Raw genomic sequence first — 24,572 nt, forward strand, 5'->3', positions numbered from 1 at the left:
TGGGCTCGCGACGTTAGCGGGCCAGAACTGGTACAATACGTTCGGCTCGCGCCGGGCATGGCCCCGGCGAAGTCGATCATCGTCGCGTCGAGGGTTCGTCCTTGATGGCGTGAATGCCGGCCCGCCGTGCCTTGGTTGTGGCGCCGCCGAGCAGAACGCCAGCCGTCGCGAGTCAAACCGTCAATCGATTTCGGACATTCGTCATAACTATGAGTGAGTCTGACAACACCCAGGCCCCGGCACAGAACCGCAGACCCAAGCGGCGTCGGCGCAAGCCACGTAAATCGCAGTCGCGGAACGCTTCCAACTGGTCGCTGAAACAGTTTCAGGTCGAGCCCGTTGCCGGACGCTGGCGGTTTCATGATTTCGACCTGCCGACATCATTGATGCGCGCGATCCAGGCAGAAGGTTTCGAATACTGCACGCCGATCCAGGCCGAAGCGCTGAAGCATACGCTGCTCGGTGGCGACGTGGTCGGCAAGGCGCAGACCGGCACCGGCAAGACCGCAGCTTTCCTGATTTCGATGCTGGCCTACTTCCTGGAAGAGGAAGCGCCGGATGGCCAGAAGCCGGGAACGCCGCGGGCGCTGATCATCGCGCCGACCCGCGAACTGGCGCTGCAGATCGAGAAGGACGCCAAGGCGCTGGCCCGTTTCACGTCTCTGCATGTGGCCAGCGTCGTCGGCGGCATGGACTACCAGAAGCAGCGGGATCAGTTGAGCAAGAACCTGGACATTCTGGTGGCCACGCCGGGGCGTCTGCTCGATTTCCAGCAGAAGCGCGACATCGATCTCTCCCAGGTCGAGGTGCTGGTGCTGGACGAAGCCGACCGTATGCTGTCGATGGGCTTCATTCCGGACGTCAAGCGCATCATCCGCTATACGCCCAAGCGCGAGGAACGCCAGACCTTCCTGTTCTCGGCGACCTTCACGCCGGATATCCTCAACCTCTCCGAGCAGTGGACCCAGAATCCGGCCCACGTCGAGATCGAGGTGACCACCGACAACGCGGCCAATATCGACCAGCGGGTCTATCTGGTCAGCGACAGCGAGAAGCGCAAGCTGCTGTTCAACCTGGTCAGCCAGGAAGCGATGGAGCGGGTGATCGTGTTCGGCAACCGTCGTGATCTGGTGCGTGAACTGGACCAGATGCTGCGCGATCAGGGCATCAATGCGGCAATGCTCTCGGGCGACGTGCCGCAGAGCCAGCGGATCAAGACGCTGGAGCGTTTCCGGGAAGGTGAGGTGACCGTGCTGGTGGCGACCGATGTCGCCGGTCGTGGCATCCATATCGAAGATGTCAGCCACGTCATCAACTTCACGCTGCCGGAAGATCCCGAGGACTACGTCCATCGTATCGGGCGGACCGGCCGCGCGGGTGCCAAGGGCGTGTCGATCAGTTTCGTCGGCGAAGAGGATGCCTTCTCGCTGCCGGAGATCGAGAACTACATCAACGGCAAGCTGCCCTGCGAGCATCCGCCCGAGTCCATGATGTCGTGAGCCGATGCTGTCCTGAGCGGCTGACATCGTCAACGGTTCGGCTCTCTCGATCGTCCACCGCCGGTGGGCGATCTGTTTCTGACCTTCCTTCCCCGGAATGCGCATGCTCGACGAACCCCTCAAGCAAGAGATCCAGGAGGCTTACCGGCATGTGCTCGAAGGACTGGAGCTCACGCCGCGCTATGGCCAGCGCCTGATGATCGCGGAGATCGCGCGCACTTTGGCGTCGATCGAGCAGGACGAGCAGGGGCGGCGGACCTCCAACGAACACGTCTGCGTGCTGGAAGCGGGCACTGGCACCGGCAAGACGCTCGCCTACCTGCTGGCGGCGCTGCCGGTGGCCAAGGCGCGGGGCAAGCGACTGGTGGTCGCCACCGCGACGGTGGCGCTGCAGGAGCAGGTGCTGAATCAGGACCTGCCGATGCTCAAGGCGCACAGCGGGCTCGATTTCGAATACGCGCTGGCCAAGGGCCGGGGACGTTACCTGTGCGTGGCCAAGCTCGATCAGGCGCTGGAAGGCGCCGAGCCCAACCCGACGCTGTCGCTGTTCGAGCAGACCATCGCCACGGACGCCGGCGGTGACTTCCCGCAGTTGATCCAGGAGATGGCCGATACCTATGCCTCGGGCAACTGGGAAGGGGATCGGGACAGCTGGCCGGTCGCCATCGACGATCGCGACTGGCGACGGCTGACCGTGGATCATCGTCAGTGCACCAATCGGCGCTGCGGCCATTTCGGCGCCTGTGCCTATTTCCGCTCGCGCCGGCATCTCGAGCAGGCCGACATCATCGTCGCCAATCACGATCTGGTGCTGGCGGATCTCGCGCTGGGCGGAGGCATGGTGCTTCCGTCGCCCAAGGACTGTATCTACGTCTTCGACGAGGGGCATCACCTGCCGGACAAGGCGCTGGATCATTTCTATCATCGCTTCGGAATCAACGGCACGTTGCGCTGGCTGCGGACGTTGAAGAAGTCGCTGACGGAGTTGAACACCGCGCTCGGCGCCCAGCCGACACTCGGCCGCTTGCTGGCGACTTTTCCCGAACGCATCGCGGCGCTGGAGCCAAGGCTCGGCGATGCCTACGCCATGGGACATCAGATTGCCGGACTCGGCTCCGGGGCGGGCGAGGAGACGCAGCATTTCCGCTTCCCCAATGGCCGGGCGCCGGAGCCGCTGGTCGATCTGGCCCAGCAGCTGGTCATTCCGTTCGCCGAGCTATCGCGCGATCTGGAAACGATGAGCGATATCCTTCGCGAGAGTCTCGACCCGGACAAATCCACCGGTCTCCCGCGGGAGCAGGCGGAACCGTGGCTGCCGCTGACGGCGCTGCTCCACGGCCGCGCGCTGGAAGCGCATGCACTATGGTCCGCCATGGCCAAGCCGGACCCGGCGGGGCAGGCACCGCAAGCGCGGTGGTTGACGTTCCAGAACTTCGGTGGCGAGCCGGAGCTGACCTTTTCGGCCAGCCCGGTATCGGCGGCGGAGACGCTGGCCCGACATCTCTGGGGAACCTGCTACGGGGCGGTGGTGACCTCGGCGACGCTGACGGCGCTCAATCGTTTCGAGCGGCTGCAGGAGCGGGCCGGCCTGGCCAACCGCTATCGCTACCAGCGCCTGCCGAGCCCTTTCGACTATTCCCGGGCCATCCTCAGTGTGCCGCGGGAAGCGGTCGAGCCCGGCGACGCCAAGGCGCACGACCGTTCCATCGTCGAGTTCATCGAAGGGTTGGAAGACGACGAAGCCGTGCTGGTGCTGTTCTCCTCCCGCAAGCAACTGCGCAGTGTGGCCGATGCGTTGCCGGAACCCTGGGCGTCGCGCCTGCTGTCACAGGATCGGCTGCCCAAGCGCGAACTGCTGGAGCGCCATCGCGCTGCGGTCGACGCCGACAGCGGCAGCTTGATCTTCGGGCTGGCGAGTTTCGCCGAGGGGATCGATCTTCCCGGTCGCTACCTGACCCACGTGGTGATTACCCGGCTGCCGTTTTCGGTGCCGGACGATCCGGTCGGCGCCACGCTCGCCGAGTGGATCGAGAGCCAGGGCGGCAACCCGTTCATGCGGATATCGGTGCCGGATGCATCGATCAAACTGGTGCAGGCGTGCGGGCGGCTGATTCGCAAGGAGAACGACAGCGGCCGCATCTCGCTGCTGGATCGACGTGTGCTGACCCGGCGCTACGGCAAGGCGCTGCTGGACGCGCTGCCGCCGTTTCGGCGCCAGATCGAAGGGGGGGAAGCGGGCGAGCCGGCCAGGAACTGACGCGGGCCGCGTTGCCGCTGCCGCCAACGAAAAACGCCCGGTGCCGTGAATTGCGGCACCGGGCGTTCTGCTTGAACGGTCGTCGTCCCGGGATCAGTCGTCGGAACGCTGGCGCGACTGGAGCACGGGCTTCAATTGCTCGGCCATCTGGACAAGCGTGCGCTCGGTAGTCGGCCAGTCGATGCAGGCATCGGTGATCGAGACGCCGTATTCGAGCTGACTGCGGTCTTCGGGAATCTTCTGGCTGCCCCAGCCGATGTTCGATTCGATCATCAGGCCGATGATCGAGCGGTTGCCGTCGAGGATCTGGTGCGTCACGTTCTCCATGACCAGCGGCTGCAGCGCCGGGTCCTTGTTGGAGTTGGCGTGGGAGCAGTCGACCATCAGGTTGGCTTTCAGCCCCGCCTTGTGCAGTTCCTGCTCGGCCAGGGTGACGCTGACACTGTCGTAGTTGGGCTTGCCGTTGCCACCCCGCAGGACGACGTGGCCGTAGGCGTTGCCCCGAGTCCGGATCACCGCGACCTGGCCCGCCTGATCGATGCCCAGGAAATTGTGCGGGCTGGCGACCGACTGCAATGCATTGACCGCCACGTCCAGGCTGCCGTCGGTGCCGTTCTTGAAGCCGACCGGGCCGGAAAGACCGGAAGCCATTTCACGGTGGGTCTGGGATTCGGTGGTACGAGCCCCTACCGCGGACCAACTGATGCAGTCCTGCAGATATTGCGGCGAAATCGGATCGAGCGCCTCGGTGGCCAGCGGCAGGCCGATTTCCGCCAGATCCACCAGCAGCCGGCGAGCGATATGCAAGCCTTCCTCGATCTCGAACGAGTCGTTCAGGTGCGGATCGTTGATCAGGCCCTTCCAGCCGACCGTGGTACGCGGCTTCTCGAAGTAGACACGCATCACGATATACAGACTGTCGCTGACGGCATCGGCGAGCTTGCGAAGGCGCCTGGCGTAGTCGCGTGCGGCTTCCGGATCGTGAATCGAGCACGGGCCGATGACCACGAGCAGGCGAGGATCCTCGCGATCGAGAATGCGCTGGATGGTCTGGCGTCCTTCGATGACCGTGCGCTCGGCGGATTCCGAAAGCGGAATGTTCTGTTTCAACGCTTCCGGGGTAATCAGGACATCCTGGGAAAGAACGTTGAGATTGTTGACCTGCTGTTCCGACATGCTGGGGCCCGTTGACTCTGATAGTGACTGCGCGTGGAGCGCGTACTATGGGGGCTGCAAGGTGCAAAAATCAACTTTCCGGCCCGGTTGTGCCCTGCATGCCGGGGAAATCGGCGCCGAGGCGCGACTTGATGAGGCGGGCTAAAACAGGAACACTGGCCGGCTTCGCGTGCTAATCCATCGTTTCTGTTATAACTTGCACGCCTGTCATTGAATCGTGAGCTCAAAGGGCTCCAGGTGGGATCATGAGCGTATTATCTCCTAGTCACCACACTCGTCATCGCTGTGTCATTTCCCTGCTCCAGGTCCTGCAGCTTCCGGTGCCCAGTCGTACGGGGAGGCGTTGAATGGGTGTCCGAGAGACCGATCAGCAACTCGTCGAACGCGCCCAGAAAGGGGACACCCGAGCTTTTGATCTTTTGGTCAAGAAGTATCAGCACAAGATTCTCGGTCTGATCAGCCGCTATGTTCAGGACCATTCCGAAGTTCAGGACGTTGCCCAGGAAGCCTTCATCAAGGCGTATCGTGCCCTGGGCAGCTTTCGTGCCGAAAGCGCCTTCTATACCTGGATGTATCGCATCGCCATCAACACGGCGAAGAACTACCTGGTATCGCGGGGGCGGCGTCCTCCCGGTAGCGATCTGGATATCAGCGATGCCGAGATCGTCGACCAGAGCGGGCGTCTGTCGGATATCGAATCGCCGGAGGCGGCGATCGCCCGCGATCAACTGGAAGCGGCCGTGTTCGAAGCGATCGAACAGCTGCCGGACGATCTGCGCACCGCGATCACGCTGCGTGAATTCGACGGGCTTTCCTATGAAGATATCGCCACGATCATGGAGTGCCCGGTGGGAACCGTCCGATCGCGTATCTTCCGGGCGCGCGAGGCAGTCGACAAGCATATCGAACCGTTGCTGGAGCACGGTGGGCGAGACGCGATCAACGACGCTTGAGCGATGCAGGACCATCGGATCCGGGCGCTGACGGCGGATCGAATCGAGAAAGATGAATCGAAAATGAACTGTCATCGATTTCTGTCGTCATAGTGGGGCAGGTAATAGCCAAGCCGTCGTCGGCTGGAGACAATCCGGCGACGACGGGCCGGTGACGCAGGTAGCGGGCAAGGGCATTGCGGCCTTCGAGGATCGCAATGGCATGCCCCCAGATGTCGCCCTGAGTGTCGCCGTCATTCAACACGTGGCAAGCCGCAAGGCGAGTGTGAGGGTGTGACTATGAAGCAGGTACACGAATCGTTCTCCGCATTGATGGATAACGAGGCCGATGAATTCGATCTGAGGCGAGCGCTCAAGACGCTGGGCACGTCGCCGCAGGAATCCGATACCTGGCGTCGATATCACCTGGCCCGCAGCATGATGCGGCGCGAGCGGGATGCGATCGTCGATATCGATATCTCCGGCGACGTGATGGCGGCGCTGGCGGACGAACCCCGGCCCGTCGCGGAACCGGCCAGCGAGCCGGTCAGGCGCCACTCGTTTTCCATGATGGGCGGCGCTGCCGTGGCGGCGGCGGTATCGCTCATGGTGATTACCGGCGTTCAGGTCTACAACGGCCGCTTCGGTGGCGACACCACCACGTCCTCGGATGTGGCGGCCGCCACGGGTACTTCTGCGGTCAATGAAAGTGCCCGTGCCTCGCTGGCCTCCGGAAGCGTTGCCGACGACCAGAGCGGGGCGATGCAGGCTTCCATGCAGGCGCCGGTCTCCAGCGGGCTGCCCTATTCGCTGGGCAGCGGCAGCTTTGGCGGCGGAAGTCTCGGCGCTGGCAATAACAGTGGCCTGATGACGGTCGGCGAGCAGGTGATGCAGCCGATGTTCCTGTCGTCGAGCACGCGCCAGTCCCCCAACGTCGATATGGAGCAGGCGCAGACGCTGCAATCGTATCTGGAGCGTCACTCCGTCGGGGCTGCCTACAGCACTGGCGACAACTGGATGCCATTGCTGCGCACGCCGGGCGCATTGTCCGCTCAGGTCGACCGTGTCGGAGCCACGGAAGCGCGTTGATGTTTCGGTTTTCTCCCCGGGCCTCCCTGGCTGCGATACTTCCTCTGCTTGCGGTTTCCGGTACCGCTCAGGCTCAAGCGTCCGCCGACGAGCGGGCGGTGCCGGAGACTTTCGATTGTCGCGACCTGGCCGCGGCGAGCGATAGCGATATCTCCCCCGAGGCGCTGTTTCAACGCAGTCTCTGGGCCAGCCACTGCTATAACTTCAGTGCACGGGCCGTGCGTATCAGTTTCGATGGCGTCAGGACCTTGGCGCTGACGCATAGCGTGCAGCAGGGGGTGGAGACCGAGGCCGCGAGATTTCTGGATGGCCCGCCCGTCGCTGTGGAAAAGCGGGGTAGCGTGAGCCAGGATGCCGCGGGCCAGGGAATGCTGGATTTCACCGCCGGTCTCGCGCCTGGCGCCTTGACCCGGCAGATCGCCGGACATTACGACCTCCAGCCGATGGAAATCGAGCGAATTGCCGGACGCGCGGCATGGCGTCTCGACATCGAGCCGCAGGACGAGCTCCGCTACGGTTACCGTCTCTGGCTGGATCGCGAGACATCGCTGCCGCTCAAGCGTGAAATGATCGGTATCGATGGCCAGATTCTCGAAACCTTTCAGATAACCGATCTGCGTGCCCCCACGCTTTATCCTGATACGCTCCGTCTCGGCCCTGGCCAGCCACCGGCGAATTCTCCGTGGCACGCGCAGTGGCTGCCTGCCGGATTTACCTCCCAACCGATCCCGCCTGATAGTCCTGATCAGAGCGCACGGATAGAGCACCAGCTCTACAGCGACGGTTTGACCAGCATCAGCTTGTTCGTCGAACCCATTACCGGTAACCGGCGTTCCTTGTTGCCCGGCATGCATCGACTGGGTATCTCCTATGCAGCGGTTCGTCATGTGAATCATGAGGGCCGGCCCATGCAGATACTGGTATTGGGCGAGGCACCGGCCGAGGTTCTGGCACGTATCGCTGCGCGAGTGACCTGGCACGAAGGCGATGTCGGACCGTCCGCCGATATCTCCGGAGCTCGGGACGAGCCTGAAGCGAGTGCTCCCGCCGCCGGTTCCTAGGGACTGTTGACGTTTCATGCACGGCCGCGCCGAAGCCAGTTTTTGTGCGGGGCAAGGCGTGAGGAGCGTAGTTTGGTCGTTCCAAATGAACGACGAATAACGCAGCACCGTGAAAAAACTGGCCCGGCCCTTCTGGTTGCGCGGCAAATAGCGCCATGCGGCGTTGCGGGATTGGAAAAGGGAACCACCCTTCTCTGCATCCCGCGCCTGGCCTGGCGCCATTTGGCGCAGCAACGCGGTTCGCGCTGAGACGTCAACAGCCCCTAGTCTCTCGCCTTTTCTCTTTGGTCAGTTCTTCAGCCAGTTCTGCAGTCAGTCGGTGACGGGGGCTTTTCGCTCTTCAGCGCAAAGAAACTTTACATCCCGTTGAACTCTTGGCGTATTTTCGCATCAATGAAAGTGGTCGCCGTGCCTTGACCGGGCGCGGCGACGATTCGATGGCGTGAGGTTCGTTATCGCCGATTTATCCCTTATGAACATCGATCTATCTACGTGCGACTCGCCAGAGTCTTCATCGAATGTTTAGGAGTGTTTAATGGAACGCATGATAAGATGGTTTGCTCCCTGGCTATTGATGGCCGTCACGTTGCTATCTTTCCAGACGGCGCAGGCCCGCGATTTGCCGGACTTCACCGGATTGGTCAAGCAGGCCGCTCCCGGCGTGGTCAACATCGCCACCACCAGTAGCGTCAGTGCGCCCAATGGGCCCTATGGTCAGCAAGACGTCCCCGAGATATTCCGCCGGTTCTTCGGTGATCAGATGCCGCCGATGCCTGGCGCGCCGCAGGGCGAGGAGGAGCGCAAGTCACTGGGCTCCGGGTTCGTCATCCGCAAGGATGGTTACATCCTGACCAACGCCCATGTGGTCAAGGATGCCGACGAGATCATGGTGCGTCTCAACGATCGGCGGGAGCTGCCGGCCAAGCTGGTGGGCGCCGATGCGCGAACCGACGTCGCCTTGCTCAAGGTCGATGCCGACGATCTTCCCACGCTCAAGATCGGCGACTCCGATGACCTCGAAGCCGGCGAATGGGTCGCCGCCATCGGTTCTCCGTTCGGTTTCGATCATTCGGTAACGGCCGGCATCGTCAGCGCGATCAACCGCACACTGCCGAGCGAGACCTACGTACCCTTCATCCAGACCGATGTGGCGATCAACCCGGGTAACTCCGGTGGCCCCTTGTTCAACCTCGACGGTGAAGTCGTGGGGATCAATTCGCAGATCTACACGCGTAGCGGTGGTTTCATGGGGCTGTCGTTCGCCGTGCCGATCAGCGTTGCCATGAACGTTGCCGATCAGCTGCGCACCGAAGGTCATGTGAGCCGCGGCTGGCTGGGCGTGGTGATTCAGCCGGTATCCAAGGATCTTGCCGAATCGTTCGGGCTCGATGGCACCGAGGGAGCACTGGTTTCCGATGTCAGCGATGACAGCCCGGCACAGAAGGCGGGTCTGAAGGCCGGTGATGTCATTCTGAGCGCCGATGGGGCCGATATCGATGACTCCACGACCCTGCCGCGTCTGATTGGCCAGGTGGCGCCGGGAGACGAGGTCACTCTGCAGGTCATGCGCGACGGTGACCAGCGCAAGATCGACGTGACCGTGGGTGATTGGCCGGAGCAGATGGCGGACGATGGCTCGCCGTCCAGCGGATCTACCAATGACCAGAGCAAGCTGGGAATCGCGATCAGCGATATCAGCGATCAGGAGAAGCAACAGCTGGACATCGACAATGGCGCCCTGGTGCGTCGCGTCGACCCGCGTGGCGCGGCGGCGGCGGCCGGCATTCAGCCTGGTGACGTCATCGTCAGTTTCGATCAGAAAGCGGTCGACAGCGCCGATCAATTGATCGATGCGGTCAAGCAGGCCGACGGCGATCGTGCCATTCCGGTGCGTATCGTCCGGGATGGAACTTCGCTGTTCGTAGCGTTGCGCTTGAAGGCCGGCGACTGAGTCGCGCCGGACGACGACAGGTCCGGGCCAGGCCCGTCACACAGCCTCGCTTTGCGAGGCTGTGTGCGTTCCGGTTGTCGCTGTCTTTGCCACGGCCATGTCGGTACAATGCGCCAAATTCGTAATCAACCGCGCGACTGGAAAACAACGGTATCTCAGTACCGGCGCGGGCGAATCGCTGCGTCGTGCGCTGCTCGGCTGCTGACCGGACCCCGCGTCATGGCCGGCGTTTCCCGCACCGCGTGTCGCGCGTTTCATCCCGCTCGACGAATCAGTTGGTGTTTTCCTGGCTATGGCACATCGTGCGGACCGCGTGCGTACAAATTACCGGTAAGGTTTCAATGGCAGACGCTGCAAGCAACGAGCAACTGAAGTTCATCCGCAACTTCTCGATCATCGCCCATATCGATCACGGCAAGTCCACGCTGGCAGACCGAATCATCCAGTTCTGCGGTGGCCTGACGGATCGTGAACTCAAGGAGCAGGTGCTCGATTCGATGGATCTCGAGCGCGAGCGCGGTATCACCATCAAGGCGCAGTCGGTCACGCTCGACTATCAGGCGCAGGACGGTCATACCTATCAGCTCAATTTCATCGACACGCCGGGGCACGTCGATTTCTCCTACGAGGTGTCGCGCTCGCTCTACGCCTGCGAGGGGGCCTTGCTCGTGGTCGATGCCGCTCAGGGTGTCGAGGCGCAGTCGGTTGCCAACTGCTACACCGCCATCGAGCAGGATCTGGAAGTGCTTCCGGTCCTCAACAAGATGGATCTGCCGCAGGCGGATCCGGAGAAGGTGGCGCACGAGATCGAGGAGATCATCGGTCTCGATGCCCATGACGCGGTACGGGTGTCGGCCAAGAGCGGTCTCAACATCGATCTCCTGCTGGAGCGTCTGGTACGCGATATTCCGCCGCCCAAAGGCGATCGCGAGGGCAATCTTCAGGCCCTGATCATCGATTCGTGGTTCGATAACTATCAAGGCGTCGTGTCGCTGGTGCGGCTGTTCGACGGCACCTTGAAGAAGGGCGACAAGATCCAGATGAAGTCGACCGGTCGCGACTGGGAAGTGACCGACATCGGCTATTTCACGCCCAAGCAGAACTCCACCGGCATCCTCCGGGCCGGCGAAGTCGGCTTCGTCATCGCCGGCATCAAGGACATCCATGGTGCGCCGGTCGGGGATACCATCACCCATACCAAGACCAAGGACGTACCGCGGCTGCCGGGCTTCCAGAAAGTGAAGCCGCAGGTCTACGCCGGAATGTTCCCGGTCAGCTCCGATGATTACGAAGATTTCCGCGATGCGCTCGAGAAGCTGGCGCTCAACGATGCTTCGCTCGATTACGTGCCGGAAAACTCCGATGCGCTCGGGTTCGGCTTTCGCGTCGGCTTCCTCGGCACGCTGCACATGGAGATCGTCCAGGAGCGCCTGGAGCGCGAATACGATATCGACCTGCTGACCACGGCGCCGACGGTCAACTACGAGCTGCTGATGGACAACGGCGAGTTGCTGACCATCTCCAACCCGTCGAAGCTGCCCGACATGGCCAACGTGGCCGAGATGCGCGAGCCGATCGTGCGGGCCAGCATCCTGGTGCCGCAGGAGTATGTGGGCAACGTCATCTCCGAGTGCGTCAATCGTCGTGGCGTGCAGTTGAACATGCAGGTGCTGGGTAGCCAGATGCAGCTCGTCTACGAGTTGCCGATGGCCGAGGTCGTCATGGACTTCTTCGATCGGCTCAAGTCGATCTCCAAGGGCTATGCCTCCCTCGACTACAGCTTCGAGCGGTTCGAGGCGGCCAAACTGGTTCGCCTGGACATTCTCATCAATGGTGATCGCGTCGATGCACTGGCGTTGATCATTCATCGCGACCACGCCCATTCCCGGGGTCGAATCCTGGTCGACAAGATGAAAGAGCTGATCCCCCGTCAGATGTTCGACGTGGCGGTTCAGGCCGCGATCGGCGGCCATGTCGTGGCCCGTTCGACGGTCAAGGCACTGCGCAAGAACGTGACGGCCAAGTGCTACGGCGGCGACACGACGCGCAAGAAGAAACTGCTGGAGAAGCAGAAAGCCGGCAAGAAACGCATGAAGCAGGTGGGCCGTGTCGAAATCCCCCAGGATGCGTTCCTTGCCGTTCTCAAAGTGAACGAGTAGGAAAACACCTCATGGATTTTTCGTTGTTACTGGTGCTGGCTGTCGCCATCACGGGGCTCGTCTGGTTGCTCGACAGCCTGTTCTGGCGACGCTCGCGTCACCAGCGCCAGCAGGCCGCCGCAGAGACACAGGGCGGCGAAAAGTCGGTCGACTACAAGGATCCCTGGCCGGTCGACTACGCCCGCTCCTTTTTCCCCGTGTTGCTGGTCGTCCTGGTGCTGCGCAGCTTCGTGATCGAGCCGTTCCAGATCCCTTCGGGCTCGATGCGGCCGACACTCGAGGTCGGCGATTTCATCCTGGTCAACAAGTTCAGCTACGGTCTCCGCCTGCCGGTCGTCAACACCGAAATCTTGGATATCGGTGAGCCGGAGCGCGGCGATGTCATGGTCTTCCGTTTCCCGCAGGATCCGTCGGTCAATTTCATCAAGCGCGTCATTGGCCTGCCGGGGGATCACATTCGCTACGAAAACAAGCAGCTCTACGTCAATGGCAAGCCGGTGCCCAAGTCGATGACCGATCCCGACCCGGCAGAAGCACCGGGCGAAGAACTGTTCGAGGAGCACCTCGGTGACGTCGAGCACAGTATCTTCAACAATCCCCAGAGCCCCGGGCCCCAGATGCGGGAGATCGTCGTTCCCGATCACGAGTATTTCATGATGGGCGACAACCGCGACCACTCCAACGACAGCCGTTACTGGGGTTTCGTCCCGGAAAAGAACATCGTCGGCAAGGCGTTTGCGGTCTGGATGCACTGGGATGGTGGATTGCCTAGCTTCAGCACGGTACGCCAGATAAACTGATTCTTATATAGCTGGTGAATTCAAGCGTGTCGGCCGCCGGCTCTGGCTGCGGAACCATGACGGTCCCGTTCTTTAAGCAGCGGCAAGACACGCAACTCGCAAAGCGGGCGACGGGCTATCCCGCGCCCGCTTTGCTTCAAAGACAACGATTCTTTGTTTCAAAGATAACGACTCAATGGGAATGACGTGAGTGATCCTCTGCAAGGCTTCAGCCGCCGAATTGGCCACGACTTTCGTGATCCGGCGCTGCTGGAACTGGCGCTGACGCACCGCAGCGTCGGCGGCGCCAATAATGAACGGCTCGAGTTTCTGGGCGACTCGATCGTCAATTTCGTGATCGGCGAGGCGCTGTTCAAGCGCTTTCCGGCCGCGCGGGAAGGGCAGTTGTCCCGCCTGCGAGCCGGGCTGGTCAAGGGGCAGACGCTGGCCGTGGTGGCGCGGGAATTCGACCTGGGCGAGTGTCTCAGGCTGGGGTCCGGCGAGATGAAGAGCGGCGGTCATCGGCGCGATTCGATCCTGGCCGATGCGCTGGAAGGGGTGATCGGGGCGATCTATCTCGATGCCGGCATGGACGTGGCGCGCAGTCGCGTACTGGCCTGGTTCGGGACCCGTCTGGAAGCGATCGACCTGCACAATACGCAGAAGGATCCCAAGACGCGCCTGCAGGAGTTTCTGCAGTCACGTCAGCAGGCACTGCCGCGCTATGAAGTGATCTCGGTGGAAGGCGAGGCTCATGCCCAGACCTTCAGCGTCGAGTGTCACGTGGCCATGCTGGGCGAGTCACCGACGCTGGGAGAGGGGACGAGCCGACGTTTTGCCGAACAGCAGGCCGCTGAGCTTGCGTTGTCCAAACTCGAACCATCAAAGGGCAAACGCCAATGACACAGAGCTGTGGTTTCGTCGCTATCGTCGGGCGTCCCAACGTGGGTAAATCGACCCTGATGAACCGCATCCTGGGGCAGAAGATTTCCATCACCTCGCGGCGTCCGCAAACGACACGCCACCAGGTGATGGGCATCAAGACAGTAGATGAAGCGCAATTCATCTACGTCGATACGCCCGGTATCCATCTGCAGACCCGCGATCGCAACAAGGCGATCAATCGCTTCATGAACCAGGCTGCGTCACAGGCGCTCCGCGATGTCGATTGCGTCGTGTTTCTGGTCGATCGCACGCGCTGGACGGAAGAGGATCAGGTCGTTCTCGACAAGCTCACCCACGTCGAGGCGCCGGTGATTCTGGCGGTCAACAAGGTCGACTGGCTCGAGGACAAGACGACGTTGCTGCCGTGGCTGGAGTCACTTTCCGCCAGGCGTGAATTTGCCGCGATCCTGCCGATCTCCGCCAAGCACGGAACCAACGTGCCGGAACTCGAAGGCGAAGTCGGCAAGCGCCTGCCCGAAGGCGTGCACTACTTCCCGGACGATCAGATCACCGACAAGAGCCAGCGCTTCCTGGCTGCCGAGCTGGTCCGCGAAAAGGTCATGCGCCAGTTGGGCGACGAGCTTCCCTACCAGATGACCGTCGAGATCGAGGAGTTTCGCGACGAAGGCAAGGTCATCCATATCAGCGCATTGATGCTGGTCGAGCGCCAGGGCCAGAAGAAGATCCTGATCGGCGACAAGGGAGAGCGGATCAAGAAGATCGGCATCGAGGCGCGCCAGGAGATGGAGCGAGCCTTCGACAGCAAGGTCATGCTCAACCTGTGGGTCAAGGTCAAACGCGGCTGGTCGGACGACGATCGAGCGCTCAAGAGCCTGGGCTACGACCTCGATTGAGCGGCATGCAACCTCAGCCGGCCTATCTGCTGCACAAGCGGGCTTATCGGGAAACCAGCGCGCTGGTCGATGTCATTACGCTGGAACATGGTCACGTGCGGGCGGTGGCACAAGGCGTGCAGCGCGCGGGGAGCAAATCCCGGGCCAAGCTGCAGCCATTCGCGCCCCTGCACCTGACCTGGGTCGGGGATGGCGATCTCAAGCGCCTGCGCATGATGGAAACCACGCAGAGCGCAGTGCTGCTGGCCGGCGAGGGGCTGCTTTGCGGGCTGTATGCCAACGAGCTGCTGACGCGAGCGCTGCCGGTGGGGCTGCCCGCGGCGGACGTGTTCGCCATCTATGCCTGGGCGATCGAGCGGCTGACGCGGCCGGCCGAGCGCGCGACCAGCCTCAGGCGTCTCGAGATCACGCTGCTGGAAACACTGGACGCCGAGCCGGTATTTCTCGACCTCGAGGATCGGCCGCTCGATCCCGCCACGCATTATACCTACCTGCCCGATAATCGCCGATTCATGCCGATCGCGGCCCAGCAGCCCGGCTGGGATGGTCGCAGCCTCAAGCTGCTGGCACGGGGTGACTGGGACGTGCCGGGGCTGGCGGGCTTGAGCAAGGCACTGACCCGTGCCGCCCTGGCGCCGCTGATCGGCAATCAGCCACTGCGTTCCCGGGAGCTGATGCAGCGCCTCAATCAGCGCCGCCGTCAGGGCAGTGATACCTGATACGGCGACGCCGAATTCGCAATCCCGCCGCGACGACGTTTTCACCACGGCTTATTACATCAAGGAGTTCGAGTCCATGATCGCCACTCGTATTCAACTGGGGGTCAATATCGACCATGTCGCGACGCTGCGTCAGGCGCGCGGCACTCGCTATCCCGACCCGGTCCAGGCCGCGCTGCTGGCCGAGGAGGCCGGTGCCGATGGCATTACCCTGCATCTGCGCGAAGATCGGCGCCATATCCAGGAGCGTGACGTCGAGCTGATCGCCGCCGTGCTCAACACGCGCATGAACCTGGAAATGGCGGTCACCGAGGAGATGGTCGCCCTGGCCGAGCGGTTGCAACCCGCCGACGTCTGCCTGGTGCCGGAAAAGCGGGAAGAGTTGACCACTGAAGGCGGGCTTGATGTCGTGGGCGGTCGCGATGCCATCGCCAGCGCCTGTCGTCGGCTCGAGGCGGCAGGGTGTCGGGTTTCGCTATTCATCGATCCCGAGCCGGCACAGATTCAGGCGGCGTTCGAGGTCGGCGCCCCGGTCGTCGAGCTGCACACCGGTGGCTATGCGAAAGCCAGCGGCGAGGCGCAGCGCCTCGAGTACGAACGACTGACCGCGGCGGCGGAATTCGCCGACGAACTGGGCCTGGTGGTGAACGCCGGGCACGGCCTGCACTATCACAACGTCGAGGCGATTGCGGCGATTCCCGGCATCCACGAGCTCAACATTGGCCATGCGATCATTGCGCGAGCGCTGTTCGTCGGGCTCAAGGAGGCCGTGGCGGAAATGAAACGGCTGATGGTGGCCGGCCAGGAGTCGGGGCTCGTCGCCCAGATCGAATCCTTCGACCACGACCACGACCACGCATAAACGGGTCAATGAATGTTCGTGGCTGTCTGGTCGTCGGCCCAGATGACCAGGCGGTCGCAAGCGGTCATCACTTCACGAAATGCTTCGCCACACGCGTCCAGCGGGTGTCGGCGAGCGCGGCTCTCCAATGTCTCGCAAGCCGCGGCCAGCTGGAGCGCGCCACAGTAGCAGCAACCGCCGCCGAGCTGGTGGGCAATTTCGGCAAGCTGCTCGGTATCGCGGTGGTGCCATGCCGCGTTCAGTTCGCGTCGATATCTGGGCAAGTCTGCGATCAGCAATGCCAGCATTTCTTCGGCGAGCACCTCGCGATCGCCATTGATCCGGCGGGCCTGGGCCTTGTCGACGACCGGCAGGTCGCCCGCGTGCAAGGGGGGTGGCGTTCGGGGGACATCTGTATCTGACGCCGAGAGCATCTGTTGCGAGGGCGAGGGCGAGGGCGGGGGCAGGGGCATCGTCAGGTACCGCGCCAGCACGCTTCTCAGCAGACTTTCTTCCAGCGGCTTGATCAGTATCTCGTCGATATCGTCCGTCGATCGGCCTCGTTGGTGCGCGTTCGGTTCGGCGGTCATGGCGATGACGGGCTTGCCCTCCCATTCCCGATTCGATCGTCGTAGACGATGGGTCGCTTCGAAGCCGCTGGCATCGGGCAAATGCAGATCCACCAGTACCAGATCGATGGTGAGTTCCGAGGCAAGGGCAACGGCCTCGGCGGCGTTACGCGCCGCCACGACTTCCGCGCCGATGGCGGTAAGTACCGTATCGAGATAATGCTGCGACACCTCGTCATCATCGATGACCAGCACTCGAGGGCGCGGGGGGAAATCCCGCTGACGATGCTCGGCAAGCATCCTGGCCAGGGCTCGCCCCAGGCTGTATCGGGATATCGGCAGTCGGAGAATGGTGCTTCCTTCCGGCAGGCGCCAGGTTATCGGCCGCGTCGGGGCGAGGTTGGCCATCAGCAGACAAGGGCGACGCATGGCATCGAAGCGCTGTTGCCAGATTCGGTGGGCCTCGGGCTCGAGAGCCTTCTCATCGATGCCGATGATCGATAGCTGACTCGTGTCACCCGTCGCGCTCAAGGAATCCGGTTCGCTCAGTGATTTCGGGCGTGCACGCCAGCGTTTGAGCGCATAGTCGAGCCTATACGCCAGCCGGGCATGGGGTTGCCATATCGCGATCTCCGCGCCTTCCAGATCGAATTCCGCAGGGCGAACATAGGGCTCGCAGGCCTCCAGTCCGATGCTGGCGATGACCGTGTTGCCCTTGCCCGAACGGGCCCCCAGGGCCAGCGACCCGTTCATCTCCGCTGCCAGCCGCTGGCAGATCGCGATACCCATGCCGGTTTTGCCATCGACTGCCTTGGCTCGCCCTCTTTCGAGCGCTCGCTTCAGGCGCTGTCGATGTGATGGATCGCGGCTGCCGCCATCGCTGACACTCAAGCGCAAGCGGACCGCGCTACCTTCACGGCTCTCGAGAACGACGCGAATGACGATATCGCCTTCCTCGCCGTACTTGATGGCATTGTTGATCAGATTGGTCAGCAGTTGGCGGATGCCGATGTCGGCACCGACGAGGCGAGGGGGAACGTCGTCATAGACGGTAGCCAGCAAGGTCATGCGCTTCGCTTGCGCCAACGGTGTCTGCAGACACAGGATTTCCCAGAGCACCTCTGAAATATCGAACACATTATCTGCCCGACCGCGATTGTCTCCCAGCACATGATCGACGGTATCGAGCAGCCCGGTGGAAGCCAGATGAATGTGGCGCAGCCATTCCCGCTGCTGCGCATCGAGAGGACTGTTCTCCAGCAGGCGGCAGAACCCCAGCACCCCGGACAGCGGCGCGCGGAGCTCATGACTCACATAGGCAAGATCGTCGTCCGCGCTCACTGCCGATGCGTGAGCCAGCGATGACGCCGGGAAAAGCGGCGATCTGGTATCGGATGCCGTGCGGCCACGCCTCGTACGACCAAGATGGCGTGATCGCCGCCAGGTCAGCGCCAGCGCGAATAGTGGCACCAGTGCCAGCAGCGACATCCAGGGGCCGAAGAAAGGGCGGTCAGGGACGGCGCTGGCACGCAGAGGATCGAGACTCAGATCCAGCCAGTAGCGGTGCGATGACTGCGGGACAACGAAGGTCTCCAGAGGCTGTATCCAGCGCTGGATCCCTTCGTGATTCCCGGTGTGCAATGCCGAAGGAAGCGCCTCCAATGGCATGGAAGAAGGAATCGCCCCCGTGAAATCCCGAACGTTACCGCTTTCATCCCGCAGGGTGGCGTTGACGATCGCCGGATCGCTGGTCAGGCGGGCCAGCAGCTCATGCACCCGAGCCATGTCCTCGTTCTGCGCGGCCTCGGCCAGCGACGGCGTGAAGACACGATTGATGCTTTGCAGTCGCCGAGACAGCATCTGATCGTTGGCACGGCGCCATTCCCAGGCGTGCCACCCGGCCAAGCCGAGCAACAGCGAAGAAAATAGTAGGAAAAAAATGACCAGCCAGCGTGAAATCATTAAACCCTGCAGCTATTGCGTTTCCATCAAGTTTATCGGCGAAGGCCCGAAAAACCATAGCCCTGCCAGTGATTCGAACCTGCCGTGCCATGAGGCGATGCCATAAAAAGGATCGCCCATCATTGAATCAGGGCGCGAGACCGGCACACGAGTCGTTGCCGTGTCCTGGATGATCGCTGTCATGTCCCCCGCTGGCTTCGATATACTATTACCATTCCATTTACCGTTCTCGGCCGGCCGTTTTCTTCGTCGGTCTGGCCTTGAACCGTACAAGCTCTGGCTCCAGGAACTTTTCTATGGCATTCCCCACGCTTGCGCAGACCGTTGGCAATACACCACTAGTGAGACTCGCCCGCATCAATGCCGGACGCGACAATACGATTCTGGCCAAGCTGGAGGGCAACAATCCGGCAGGATCGGTCAAGGATCGTCCGGCGCTGTCCATGCTTCGCGAAGCGGAAGCCCGAGGCGATATTTCGCCGGGAGATACGTTGATCGAAGCGACATCCGGCAATACCGGCATTGCGCTCGCCATGGCCGCCGCGGTGATGGGATATCGCATGATCCTGATCATGCCGGACAACGCCTCCAGCGAGCGCAAGCAGGCCATGGCGGCCTACGGCGCCAAGCTGATCGGCGTCAGCAAGGAAGCCGGCATGGAAGGGGCGCGGGATCTGGCCGACGAGATGATCGCCCGGGGCGAAGGCAAACCGCTCAACCAGTTTGCCAATCCCGACAATCCGCTGGCCCACTACCGTACTACCGGCCCCGAACTGTGGGAGCAGACCGCAGGGCGCATCACCCATTTCGTCAGCGCCATGGGAACCACCGGCACCATCATGGGGACCTCGCGCTATCTCAAGGAACGCAATCCGTCGATCCAGATCGTCGGCCTGCAGCCGGCAGACGGCGCGAGCATTGCCGGCATCCGGCGCTGGCCCGAGGCGTATCTGCCCGACATCTTCGAACCGCAGCGGGTCGACAGCGTGCTGGACATCGGCCAGCAGGAAGCCGAGGAGCACATGCGCCGCCTGGCACGGGAAGAGGGGATTCTCGCTGGTGTCTCCTCCGGCGGAGCGCTGGCGGGGGCGCTGAGGGTCGCCGAGCAGGTCGACAATGCCGTGATCGTGTTCATCGTCTGCGACCGTGGCGATCGCTATCTCTCCACCGGCCTCTACGCGCCGGACGCCTGATCATGGCGATGCTGGGAAAAAGACGATCGCCGTCCGTGCGGCGTGAACGCCAGCCGTCGCGGCATGCGCCGGCAGCGAAAGCCGACGACGGCTCGCTGACCATCGAGCGACTGGCGCATGACGGGCGCGGCGTGGCGCGAAACGCCGAAGGCAAGACGGTGTTCGTCGATGCCGCGTTGCCGGGAGAGCGGGTCGATATCGCGATTCATCGTCAGCGCAAGCGCTATGACGAGGCTCATGTCCGTGAGCGCTTCAACGCGGCTGAACAGCGTGTGGAACCGCCCTGTGTCTACGCGGCGCGCTGCGGCGGCTGCGATCTTCAGCACTTGAGCGTCGCGGGCCAGCGCGAGCACAAGCGCCAGGCGCTGGTCGATCTGCTCAAGCGCCAAGCCATCGATTCGCCGGAAGCCATCGCGATGCTGGCTGGCAACGATGCCGGTTATCGTCGTCGCGCCAGGCTGGGCGTCAAGTGCGATGCGCAAGGTCAGGTGCATCTCGGGTTCCGCGCGCGAGGCAGCGAGCAACTGGTCGACATCGACAGCTGCCATGTGCTGGCGCCGCCGCTGGCGGCCCTGCTGCCGCGACTGCGCGCCCAGCTTGAGTCTCTCGAGGCGCCGCGTCATGTCGGGCACCTCGAACTGTTGCTGACCGATGCCGACGTGGTCACCGTGGTGGTGCGGCAGTTGCGCGACGTACCCGGAGACGAGCAGCGTTGGCGAGCGTTCGCCGCCCGCGACGGCTTCGCCTGCGCGCTGCGCCGAGGCCGCGAGTCGACCAGCCTGGTCTGGCTTGGCGACCGCCCGGAGCTGGCCACGACGGTCGACGGCGGTGGTTGCCGGCCGGTGTCGCTTTCGCTGGCGCCGGGGGATTTCCTGCAGGTCAACGCCGAGATCAACCAGCGCCTGGTCGACACGCTGCGAGATTGGCTTGCACCTCGTGGCGAGGAACGGCTGCTCGACCTGTTCGCCGGCATCGGCAACTTCTCGCTGGCGCTGGCCGATGACGTTGCCAGCGTCACGGCTGTCGAAGGTAGCAATGAGATGGTCGAACGGCTGCGAGACAATGCCAGCCGCAACGGCCTGAACGTCTCGGCATTGCAGGCCGATCTCAGCGCGCCGGGCGCGACGATCGATGCCCTGATTGCCGAGCACGACACGGTATTGCTGGATCCGCCGCGAGACGGCGCCGATGCCGTTTGCCGACGGCTGGCGAAAAGCGACGTGGCGCGGGTGGCGTATATCTCCTGCGATCCCGCGTCGCTGGCGCGAGACGCGGCGCATCTGCTGGCGGGCGGCTATTCGCTGTCGCGTCTGGCAATGGCCGACATGTTTCCGCATACCGCCCATCTGGAGTCGCTCGCGTTGTTCGAGCGGCCACGGCGGCGGGTTGGCGGTCTCGAAAGTCCGATTTCGGGAGGCAAGCACTAGCATGGTGAAAGTGCGAGAGAGCGAACCGCTGGTCGATGGCAGCGTCGATCTGGATTTGTGGCTGAAACGACTGCAGCAGGATGTCGAGCTGCGAGCGCCCGAGCGTATACGCCAGGCCTGCGACCTGGCTCTCCGGGCCAGCGAGCGGGATGCCCAGGGCGTGTCCGAAGCGCTCTCTGATCAGACGCTGCTCACTGGCCTGGAAATGGCCGACATTCTCAGCCAGCTCAAGCTGGACCAACCCACGCTGGAAGCCGCGATCCTGTATCGCAGTGTCCGCCGCGGCCTGTTGAGTCTCGATAGTGTCTCCAAGCAGATGGGTGGCGAAGTCGCCAAGCTGATCGAAGGTGTGCTCAGCATGGCCGCGATCAGCCAGTTGCAGGCCCCCAAGCACGGTCTGTCGCAGCACAACCAGCAGGACAACTTGCGCAAGATGCTGGTGACCATGGTCGACGACGTCCGCGTGGCGCTGATCAAGATCGCCGAACGCACCTGCATGCTGCGTCAGGTCAAGGATGCATCGCGTGAAAAGCGGCTACGCGTGGCGCGCGAAGTATTCGATATCTATGCGCCGCTGGCCCATCGGCTGGGCATCGGCCAGATCAAGTGGGAACTGGAGGATCTGGCTTTCCGCTACCTGCACGAAACCGAATACAAATCGATCGCCAAGCAGTTGGCGGAGAAACGGCTGGATCGAGACCGTTATATCCAGGAGGTCGTGCATACTCTGGAAACGCTGCTCGAACGTCAGGGAATACTGCGATATCACCTGGACGGTCGCGCCAAGCATATCTATTCGATCTGGCGCAAGATGCAGCGCAAGCGTATCGATTTCTCCCAGGTCTACGACGTACGCGCAGTCCGCATTCTGGTGCCGGAAATCGCTGACTGCTATACCACCCTCGGTATCGTGCATTCGCGCTGGCACCATGTGCCCAACGAGTTCGACGACTATATCGCCAATCCCAAGAAGAACGGCTACCAGTCGCTGCATACCGCGGTCATCGGCCCCGAGAACAAGGTGCTCGAGATCCAGGTGCGTACCTTCGCCATGCACGAGGAGGCGGAGCTCGGCGTCTGCGCGCACTGGCGCTACAAGGGGATGGACACCAACGCCAAGAGCCGGAGCTACGAAGAGAAGATCGCGTGGCTGCGCCAGGTGCTCGAGTGGCAGGAGGAGGTCGGCGACGTCGGCGATTTCCGCGAAGGGCTGGCGAGCGATGTGGCGCCGGACCGGATCTACGTGTTCACTCCGGACGGCCACGTCATCGACATGCCGCAGGTCGCCACGCCGATCGATTTCGCCTACCGCGTCCATACCGAAATCGGCCACCGCTGCCGCGGGGCCAAGGTGGATGGCCGAATCGTCCCGCTGACCTACCTGCTCAAGACCGGCCAGCAGGTCGAGATCCTGACCGCGACCAAGAGTGCGCCGAGCCGCGACTGGATCAACCCCAACCTGGGCTATGTCCGCACCTCGCGCGCGCGCTCCAAGATCCAGGCCTGGTTCAAGCTGCAGGCGCGGGAGCAGAACCTCGACGAGGGCAAGGCGATCTTCGACCGCGAGTTCCGCCGGCTCGATATCGATGGCGTCGATCTCGAACGCCTGGCAGGGGCGGTCAACTACACCTCGGTGGATGACATGTACGCCGCGATCGGCGCCGGCGATCTTCGCATCGGCCAGGTGCTGCATCAGGCACAGCAGTTGTTCGGCGAGAGTGACGACCAGGAGCAGCTCGACCGCCTGCTGACCAAGCCCAGGCGGCACCAGGGCAAGGAGCCCAGCGACGGCATCACCGTACTCGGCGTCGGCAATCTCAAGACGGCCATGGCCAATTGCTGCCACCCGGTGCCGGGGGACCAGATCATCGGCTACATCACCCAGGGTCGCGGTGTCACCGTTCACCGCCAGGACTGCGCCAACGTGCTGCAGCTGCGCAGCGAGGAGCCACGGCGGATCGTCGATGTCGAATGGGGGCAGAAAGTGCGCGCCCAGTATCCGGTGGATATCGAGATCGAGGCGTGGGATCGCTCCGGGCTGCTGCGCGATGTCACCCACGTGCTCTCCAGCGATCGCGTCAACGTGACCTCGGTCAACACGGTGACGGACAAGCTGGACAACATCGCGCGGATGCGGATCACCCTGGAAATCGAAGGGCTGGAGGCACTGGAGCGCATCTTCTCGCGCATCCAGCAGTTGCCCAACGTGATCGACGTCAAACGGCTGCGCCAAGGCCATGCTCAGGGACAGGCATCGCAATGAAGGACGAGGACACGACACTATCGCCCGAGGCTGGCCGCCAGGATTTTCGGCGGCATACGCTCGATGACCTGCTGACCCTGATGGCCGTGTTGAGAGATCCCCGGCACGGCTGCCCGTGGGATATCAAGCAGGAGTGGGACACCATCGTCCCGCATACGCTCGAGGAAGCCTACGAGGTCGCCGACGCCATCGAGCGGCGGGCTTTCGACGAACTCCCCGGCGAGCTGGGCGATCTGCTGTTCCAGGTCGTCTACTACAGCCAGTTCGGCAGTGAAGAAGGGCGCTTCGACTTCGGCGATGTCGTCCATACGCTGACGGCAAAGATGCTGCGCCGCCATCCGCACGTCTTCCCCGACGGCACGCTAAAGTCCCGGCGAGGCGATGACGAGATCGCCGAGAGCCGGGTGAAGGCGCGCTGGGAAGCGCTCAAGGCCGAGGAGCGCGAGGTTCGCCATACTTCGAATCGAGGCAGAGCCTCGGCGCTGGACGACGTTCCGACCGCCTTGCCGGCTCTGAGCCGTGCCGCCAAGCTGAGCAAGCGTGCGGCCGGCCAGGGCTTCGACTGGCCGGATGAGCGTGGCGTCATCGACAAGATCCGCGAGGAACTCTCCGAGGTCGAAGCGGCGCTGGCCGAAGGCGATCGGGCCCACGCCCAGGAAGAGGTCGGCGACCTGCTGTTCGCCGTGGTCAACCTGGCGCGCCGTCTAGGGTGTGACCCGGAGCAGCAGCTGCGCCGCACCAACGCCAAGTTCGAGCGCCGCTTTCGTCATGTCGAACGGGCGCTGGCGGCAGATGGCTTGTTCATCGAGCATGCCTCGCTGGAAGAGATGGAGCGCCATTGGCAGGCGGCGAAGCAGGACGAAAACGCCTGAATCCTTCGTTGAGGTCGTAAATTT

General features: G+C 62.8%; 20 protein-coding genes. 17 read left to right on the forward strand and 3 right to left on the reverse strand.

What is annotated here, in order from left to right; all coding sequences use genetic code 11:
- The 3 genes from DOM32_RS17915 to dinG all read left to right on the forward strand — a co-directional run.
- Positions 1-217, forward strand: a 217-nt coding sequence (locus DOM32_RS17915) for a hypothetical protein (RefSeq protein WP_208625332.1), incomplete at its 5' end; no start/stop codon positions are given.
- Positions 210-1,499: an ATP-dependent RNA helicase RhlB gene (gene rhlB / locus DOM32_RS06495; protein ID WP_110632472.1), complete on the forward strand. Its 1,290-nt coding sequence runs from the start codon at positions 210-212 to the stop codon at positions 1,497-1,499. The genes DOM32_RS17915 and rhlB, both read left to right, overlap by 8 nt.
- A 103-nt stretch (positions 1,500-1,602) precedes the next feature.
- Positions 1,603-3,756: an ATP-dependent DNA helicase DinG gene (gene dinG / locus DOM32_RS06500; protein ID WP_110632476.1), complete on the forward strand. Its 2,154-nt coding sequence runs from the start codon at positions 1,603-1,605 to the stop codon at positions 3,754-3,756.
- Between the two features lie 93 nt (positions 3,757-3,849).
- Here the strand turns inward: dinG and DOM32_RS06505 are convergent, their stop codons facing one another.
- Positions 3,850-4,932, reverse strand: coding sequence for a 3-deoxy-7-phosphoheptulonate synthase (locus tag DOM32_RS06505; protein WP_110632479.1), 1,083 nt, complete (start codon positions 4,930-4,932; stop codon positions 3,850-3,852).
- Positions 4,933-5,279: 347 nt separating this feature from the next.
- Here DOM32_RS06505 and rpoE point away from each other — a divergent pair, with 347 nt between their 5' ends.
- Positions 5,280-5,885: an RNA polymerase sigma factor RpoE gene (gene rpoE / locus DOM32_RS06510; protein WP_071233026.1), complete on the forward strand. Its 606-nt coding sequence runs from the start codon at positions 5,280-5,282 to the stop codon at positions 5,883-5,885.
- Here rpoE and DOM32_RS17715 read toward each other — a convergent pair.
- Positions 5,872-6,129, reverse strand: coding sequence for a hypothetical protein (locus DOM32_RS17715; RefSeq protein WP_139284362.1), 258 nt, complete (start codon positions 6,127-6,129; stop codon positions 5,872-5,874). The two genes, rpoE and DOM32_RS17715, sit on opposite strands and share 14 nt — an antisense overlap.
- A 35-nt stretch (positions 6,130-6,164) precedes the next feature.
- On the opposite strand from DOM32_RS17715, the gene DOM32_RS06515 reads away from it, so the two are divergent.
- The 9 genes from DOM32_RS06515 to pdxJ all read left to right on the forward strand — a co-directional run bounded on the left by DOM32_RS06515 (position 6,165) and on the right by pdxJ (position 16,283).
- Entirely contained in the window at positions 6,165-6,953 is a 789-nt protein-coding gene (locus tag DOM32_RS06515; protein ID WP_110632483.1) for a sigma-E factor negative regulatory protein, read from the forward strand.
- Complete coding sequence (locus DOM32_RS06520; RefSeq protein ID WP_110632486.1) at positions 6,953-8,014, forward strand: MucB/RseB C-terminal domain-containing protein; 1,062 nt, start codon at positions 6,953-6,955, stop codon at positions 8,012-8,014. The genes DOM32_RS06515 and DOM32_RS06520 overlap by 1 nt, the downstream gene beginning before the upstream one ends.
- A 535-nt stretch (positions 8,015-8,549) precedes the next feature.
- A complete protein-coding gene (locus tag DOM32_RS06525; RefSeq protein WP_110632489.1) occupies positions 8,550-9,965 on the forward strand; it encodes a DegQ family serine endoprotease in 1,416 nt (471 codons plus the stop codon).
- A 341-nt stretch (positions 9,966-10,306) separates the two neighbouring features.
- Complete coding sequence (gene lepA, locus DOM32_RS06530; protein ID WP_071233021.1) at positions 10,307-12,124, forward strand: translation elongation factor 4; 1,818 nt, start codon at positions 10,307-10,309, stop codon at positions 12,122-12,124.
- Positions 12,125-12,135: 11 nt separating this feature from the next.
- Positions 12,136-12,924 carry a signal peptidase I gene (gene lepB / locus DOM32_RS06535; protein ID WP_110632492.1) on the forward strand — a complete coding sequence of 263 codons (789 nt, stop codon included), beginning with the start codon at positions 12,136-12,138 and terminating at the stop codon, positions 12,922-12,924.
- Between the two features lie 198 nt (positions 12,925-13,122).
- On the forward strand, positions 13,123-13,806 hold the full coding sequence (gene rnc, locus DOM32_RS06540) for a ribonuclease III (protein WP_416221237.1): 684 nt from the start codon (positions 13,123-13,125) through the stop codon (positions 13,804-13,806).
- Positions 13,803-14,702: a GTPase Era gene (gene era / locus DOM32_RS06545; RefSeq protein ID WP_071233012.1), complete on the forward strand. Its 900-nt coding sequence runs from the start codon at positions 13,803-13,805 to the stop codon at positions 14,700-14,702. The genes rnc and era overlap by 4 nt, the downstream gene beginning before the upstream one ends.
- A 5-nt stretch (positions 14,703-14,707) precedes the next feature.
- Entirely contained in the window at positions 14,708-15,421 is a 714-nt protein-coding gene (recO, locus tag DOM32_RS06550; RefSeq protein ID WP_071233010.1) for a DNA repair protein RecO, read from the forward strand.
- A 76-nt stretch (positions 15,422-15,497) separates the two neighbouring features.
- Positions 15,498-16,283: a pyridoxine 5'-phosphate synthase gene (pdxJ, locus tag DOM32_RS06555; RefSeq protein WP_110632495.1), complete on the forward strand. Its 786-nt coding sequence runs from the start codon at positions 15,498-15,500 to the stop codon at positions 16,281-16,283.
- Between the two features lie 5 nt (positions 16,284-16,288).
- On the opposite strand, the gene DOM32_RS06560 is transcribed toward pdxJ, so the two are convergent.
- Positions 16,289-18,691: a response regulator gene (locus DOM32_RS06560; protein WP_208625333.1), complete on the reverse strand. Its 2,403-nt coding sequence runs from the start codon at positions 18,689-18,691 to the stop codon at positions 16,289-16,291.
- A gap of 398 nt (positions 18,692-19,089) precedes the next feature.
- On the opposite strand from DOM32_RS06560, the gene cysM reads away from it, so the two are divergent.
- Genes cysM through mazG form a run of 4 tightly spaced genes read left to right on the forward strand, consistent with a single transcriptional unit; the run spans position 19,090 to position 24,548 of the window.
- Positions 19,090-19,986 carry a cysteine synthase CysM gene (gene cysM / locus DOM32_RS06565; protein ID WP_110632501.1) on the forward strand — a complete coding sequence of 299 codons (897 nt, stop codon included), beginning with the start codon at positions 19,090-19,092 and terminating at the stop codon, positions 19,984-19,986.
- A 2-nt stretch (positions 19,987-19,988) separates the two neighbouring features.
- Complete coding sequence (locus tag DOM32_RS06570; protein WP_110632504.1) at positions 19,989-21,413, forward strand: methyltransferase domain-containing protein; 1,425 nt, start codon at positions 19,989-19,991, stop codon at positions 21,411-21,413.
- A gap of 1 nt (position 21,414) precedes the next feature.
- Positions 21,415-23,676, forward strand: coding sequence for a GTP diphosphokinase (gene relA, locus DOM32_RS06575; RefSeq protein ID WP_110632507.1), 2,262 nt, complete (start codon positions 21,415-21,417; stop codon positions 23,674-23,676).
- Positions 23,673-24,548 (forward strand): nucleoside triphosphate pyrophosphohydrolase, encoded by an 876-nt coding sequence (gene mazG, locus DOM32_RS06580; protein ID WP_110632510.1) that lies wholly within the window; start codon positions 23,673-23,675, stop codon positions 24,546-24,548. Before relA ends, mazG begins: the two co-directional genes overlap by 4 nt.
- Positions 24,549-24,572 lie beyond the last annotated feature (24 nt).

Origin of the sequence: Salinicola salarius (assembly GCF_003206135.1) — a bacterium.
Classification (GTDB): domain Bacteria; phylum Pseudomonadota; class Gammaproteobacteria; order Pseudomonadales; family Halomonadaceae; genus Salinicola; species Salinicola salarius.

What these genes read in the sequence shown, in the direction of transcription:
- rhlB (WP_110632472.1), top strand. Translation starts at nt 210, where the DNA reads ATGAGTGAGTCTGACAACACCCAGGCCCCGGCACAGAACCGCAGACCC.
- dinG (WP_110632476.1), top strand. Translation starts at nt 1,603, where the DNA reads ATGCTCGACGAACCCCTCAAGCAAGAGATCCAGGAGGCTTACCGGCAT.
- DOM32_RS06505 (WP_110632479.1), bottom strand. Translation starts at nt 4,932, where the DNA reads ATGTCGGAACAGCAGGTCAACAATCTCAACGTTCTTTCCCAGGATGTC.
- rpoE (WP_071233026.1), top strand. Translation starts at nt 5,280, where the DNA reads ATGGGTGTCCGAGAGACCGATCAGCAACTCGTCGAACGCGCCCAGAAA.
- DOM32_RS06515 (WP_110632483.1), top strand. Translation starts at nt 6,165, where the DNA reads ATGAAGCAGGTACACGAATCGTTCTCCGCATTGATGGATAACGAGGCC.
- DOM32_RS06520 (WP_110632486.1), top strand. Translation starts at nt 6,953, where the DNA reads ATGTTTCGGTTTTCTCCCCGGGCCTCCCTGGCTGCGATACTTCCTCTG.
- DOM32_RS06525 (WP_110632489.1), top strand. Translation starts at nt 8,550, where the DNA reads ATGGAACGCATGATAAGATGGTTTGCTCCCTGGCTATTGATGGCCGTC.
- lepA (WP_071233021.1), top strand. Translation starts at nt 10,307, where the DNA reads ATGGCAGACGCTGCAAGCAACGAGCAACTGAAGTTCATCCGCAACTTC.
- lepB (WP_110632492.1), top strand. Translation starts at nt 12,136, where the DNA reads ATGGATTTTTCGTTGTTACTGGTGCTGGCTGTCGCCATCACGGGGCTC.
- era (WP_071233012.1), top strand. Translation starts at nt 13,803, where the DNA reads ATGACACAGAGCTGTGGTTTCGTCGCTATCGTCGGGCGTCCCAACGTG.
- recO (WP_071233010.1), top strand. Translation starts at nt 14,708, where the DNA reads ATGCAACCTCAGCCGGCCTATCTGCTGCACAAGCGGGCTTATCGGGAA.
- pdxJ (WP_110632495.1), top strand. Translation starts at nt 15,498, where the DNA reads ATGATCGCCACTCGTATTCAACTGGGGGTCAATATCGACCATGTCGCG.
- DOM32_RS06560 (WP_208625333.1), bottom strand. Translation starts at nt 18,691, where the DNA reads ATGCTGTCTCGGCGACTGCAAAGCATCAATCGTGTCTTCACGCCGTCG.
- cysM (WP_110632501.1), top strand. Translation starts at nt 19,090, where the DNA reads ATGGCATTCCCCACGCTTGCGCAGACCGTTGGCAATACACCACTAGTG.
- DOM32_RS06570 (WP_110632504.1), top strand. Translation starts at nt 19,989, where the DNA reads ATGGCGATGCTGGGAAAAAGACGATCGCCGTCCGTGCGGCGTGAACGC.
- relA (WP_110632507.1), top strand. Translation starts at nt 21,415, where the DNA reads ATGGTGAAAGTGCGAGAGAGCGAACCGCTGGTCGATGGCAGCGTCGAT.
- mazG (WP_110632510.1), top strand. Translation starts at nt 23,673, where the DNA reads ATGAAGGACGAGGACACGACACTATCGCCCGAGGCTGGCCGCCAGGAT.